Source organism: Mycolicibacterium houstonense, assembly GCF_900078665.2.
GTDB lineage: Bacteria > Actinomycetota > Actinomycetes > Mycobacteriales > Mycobacteriaceae > Mycobacterium > Mycobacterium houstonense.
In genome coordinates this window covers 5,406,644-5,410,230 of the sequence record NZ_LT546207.1, presented here as the reverse complement: position 1 = coordinate 5,410,230, position 3,587 = coordinate 5,406,644, and the positions used below count along the sequence as shown (strand labels likewise).

3 protein-coding genes are annotated in these 3,587 nt (G+C 69.3%); 2 read left to right on the top strand and 1 reads right to left on the bottom strand.

Annotated features, from left to right (window positions below; genetic code table 11):
- A partial coding sequence (locus BN4332_RS27275; protein WP_160110941.1) for an amino acid permease occupies window positions 1–464 on the top strand: 464 nt, incomplete at its 5' end.
- Here the strand turns inward: BN4332_RS27275 and BN4332_RS27270 are convergent.
- Entirely contained in the window at window positions 461–2,137 is a 1,677-nt protein-coding gene (locus BN4332_RS27270) for a SulP family inorganic anion transporter (protein ID WP_066902585.1), read from the bottom strand. The genes BN4332_RS27275 and BN4332_RS27270 overlap by 4 nt on opposite strands.
- A 61-nt stretch (window positions 2,138–2,198) precedes the next feature.
- Between BN4332_RS27270 and BN4332_RS27265 the strand changes: the two genes are divergently transcribed.
- Window positions 2,199–3,485: a uracil-xanthine permease family protein gene (locus BN4332_RS27265; RefSeq protein WP_066902583.1), complete on the top strand. Its 1,287-nt coding sequence runs from the start codon at window positions 2,199–2,201 to the stop codon at window positions 3,483–3,485.
- The last annotated feature ends 102 nt before the right edge of the window (window positions 3,486–3,587 follow it).

Here is a 3,587-nt window from a genome sequence, read left to right as displayed (position 1 = left end):
CGCCGCAGTGGCAACCGGTGGTTCGCGCCGGCGCCGCGATCGCCGCCCTCGGCTCGCTGCTGGCGCTGATTCTCGGGGTATCCCGCACCACCCTGGCGATGGCCCGGGATCACCACCTACCGCACGGGCTGGCTGCCGTACACCCGCGGTTCGCCGTGCCGCACCGGGCCGAGATCCTGGTCGGCGTGGTGGTGGCCGCACTGGCCGCGGTGGCGGATCTCCGTGGCGCCATCGGGTTCTCGTCGTTCGCGGTGCTGCTGTACTACGCGATCGCCAACGCCTCGGCGTGGACGCTGGATTCCTCGAACTGGCGGCACCGGGTGATCCCGGCCGTGGGCCTGGCGGGCTGCCTGGTGCTGGCGTTCACGCTGCCCTTGCCGTCGGTGATCGCGGGCGTGGGCGTGGTGGCGGTCGGTGCGGCGATCTACGCGGTGCGCCGCCGTTTCTCGGCACCGAGCACCTAGCGATTGCGGAACGCTTCGACCGCGGTCGGCAGCGTCGGAAAGATGCGGTCCTCACCGACTCGGTCGATGAAGCCCGCCGCGACCAGGTCGTCGCGCAGGTCCGATTTGACCCGGGCCATGGCGAACACGATGCCCCGTGCGGTCAACTCGCGGCGCAGGTGTTCCAGCGCGTCGACAGCGGTCAGGTCCGGGTCGACCTGAGCCTCGGCGTTGAGCACGAACCATTCGACCCGGCCGTCCGCCTCGTCGACCGCGGCGAGCGCCCGCTGCCGGAAATCCTCGGCGTTCGCGAAGAACAGCGGTGCGTCATAGCGGTAGACCACCAGTCCCGGGACCAGCTCGGCGTCGGGATAGTCGTCGACGTCGTGCATCCCGGCCACCCCGGGCACATAGCCGAGCACGCTGTCGTGCGGGCGGGCAATGCGCCGCAGCGTGTCCAGCAGCGACAGGGCGATCGCCACCAGCACCCCGTACAGCACCCCGAAGCCCAGCACCGCGACGGTGGTGGCGATCGCGAGGAACAGCTCGCTGCGCCGGAAGCGGGCCAGCCGCCGGAACTCGGCCACGTCGATCAGCCGGAGCGCGGCGTAGACCACCAGCGCGCCCAGCGCCGCCATCGGGAAGTTCTCCAGCAGATCGCGCCCGGCCAGCATGACCACCAGCACGGTGCCGAGCATCACCAGCGAGTACAGCTGGGTACGGCTGCCCAGCACATCACCGAGCGCGGTCCGGCTGCCGCTCGAGCTGACCGGAAAACCCTGGCTGACACCGGTTGTCAGGTTGCACACGCCCAGTGCGCGCAGCTCGGCGTTGGCGTCGATCGTCTCTCCTTTGCGCGCCGCGAAGGTGCGGGCGGTCAGGGCGTTGTCGGAGAACGCCACGACCGCGATGCCGACCGCCGGGATCACCAATGCCACCACCTCGGTCATCGCGACCGGCGGCAGGGTGAGCGCGGGCAACCCGGCCGGGATTCCTCCGACCACGCGAATTCCCTTGTCCTCCAAGGAGAAGAACCACACCACCGCCGTCGCGGCCAGCACGGCCGCCAGCGGCCCGGGAAACCGGGCCGAAATCCGGAAGAGCACGAGCAGCAACGCCAGCACCGCGACCGACAACACCACCGTGGGGACATGCACGGTGCCCAGGCCGGAGACGAACGAGCGGACCTGGTCGATGAACTCGTCGCCGCTGACGTCGACACCGGTCACTTTGCCGAGTTGGCCACTCATCATGATGAGCGCGACCCCGGTCATGTAGCCGACCAGCACCGGACGGGACAGCAGATCGGCCAGGAAGCCGAGTCTGCACAACCCGGCCACCAGACAGACCGCCCCGACCAGCAACGCCAGCACCGCCGACATCGCGGCGTAGCGGGCCGGATCGGCGATGGCCAGCGGAGCCAAGGCGGTGGCCGTCATCAGGGCAGTGGTGGACTCGGGCCCCACCGACAGTTGTCGCGACGACCCAAGCAGCGCGTAGACGGCCATCGGCACCAACGCCGCCCACAGCCCCGCTACCGGCGGCAGTCCGGCCACCGTGGCATAGGCCATCACCTGCGGCACCAGGTAGGCCGCGACCGTCACACCGGCCAGGACATCGCCGCGCAGCCACGACCGCCGATAGCCGGTGAGCTGCGCCAGTCCGGGGAGCCAGCGCCACAGGTTCGGTTTCATCACGGTTGATTCTTGCCGCAGTCCGCATGCGCGGCAGCCGATCATGGTGTAGTCATCACTCGTGATTCCGCTGAGTTGGCAGTACGTCGAGACCCGTACCGACGACGACTTCGTCGTCAACCCCGGGGAACGGCTCGATTGGTTCAGCACAGTCGGTATCGGCGCCCAACACGTGGTGGCCATGTTCGGTGCCACGTTCCTGGTCCCGGTGCTGACCGGCTTCCCGCCCGCCACCACGCTGCTGTTCTCCGGTGTGGGCACGATCCTGTTCCTGCTCATCACCGGAAACCGGTTGCCGAGCTACCTGGGGTCGAGCTTCGCGGTGATCTCCCCGGTGACGGCGGCCGTCGCCTCGCACGGCGCGGGCAGCGCGCTGGGCGGGTTGATCGCCGTCGGGTTGCTGCTCATCCTCATCGGCGCGGTGGTGCACCTGGCCGGCACCCATTGGATCGACCTGGCCCTGCCGCCGGTGGTGACGGGTGCGGTGGTCGCGCTGATCGGCTTCAACCTGGCCCCGGCCGCCAAGTCCAATTTCGAGAAGGGCCCGCTGGTCGGGTTGGTGACGTTGGTGCTGCTGGTCGCCACCCTGGCGTTCTTCAAGGGCCTGATCGGCCGGCTGGCGATCTTCGGTGCGGTGCTGATCGGGTATCTGCTGGCGCTGGTCCTCGACGAGGTGGACACTTCCGCGATCGCGGCGGCGCCCTGGTTGGGCCTGCCCGAGTTCCAGACCCCGACGTTCAACCTGGCCGTGTTGCCGCTGTTCCTGCCCGCGGTGATCGCGCTCATCGCCGAGAACATCGGCCACGTCAAGTCGGTGGGACAGATGACCGGTACCGATCTCGATCCGCTGGTCGGCCGGGCACTGGCCGCCGACGGGGTGGCCACCGTGCTGGCCGGAGCCGGCGGCGGTTCGGCGACCACCACCTACGCCGAGAACATCGGGGTGATGGCGGCCACCCGGGTGTACTCCACCGCCGCGTACTGGGTGGCCGCATCGGTGGCCATCGTGCTGTCGTTGTGCCCCAAGGTCGGTGCGGCGATCTCGGCGATCCCACCGGGCGTGCTGGGTGGGGCGACGATCGTGCTCTACGGCCTGGTGGGCATTCTCGGGGTGCGCATCTGGCTCACCAACCACGTCGACTTCTCCAAACCGATCAACCAGATGACCGCCGCCATTCCGCTGATCATCGGGATCGCCGATTTCACTTGGCAACTCGGGTCCCTGACGTTCACCGGGATCGCGCTCGGATCGATCGCCGCGCTGCTGGTCTTCCACGGCATGCGGTTGTTGGAGTATCTGGGCGACGCCGTGCGGCCTACTCGCCCAGCGCGTTCACCACGCGGGTGAACACCGAGGGCAGCGCCGAGGACGCCGGGGTGATGCAGGCCCGCACCGGCCGAAAACCACTGCCGTGCAGCAGGGCCGCGGTGAGCAGCCGGTAGCGGCGGG

What these genes read in the sequence shown, in the direction of transcription:
- BN4332_RS27270 (WP_066902585.1), bottom strand. Translation starts at nt 2,137, where the DNA reads ATGAAACCGAACCTGTGGCGCTGGCTCCCCGGACTGGCGCAGCTCACC.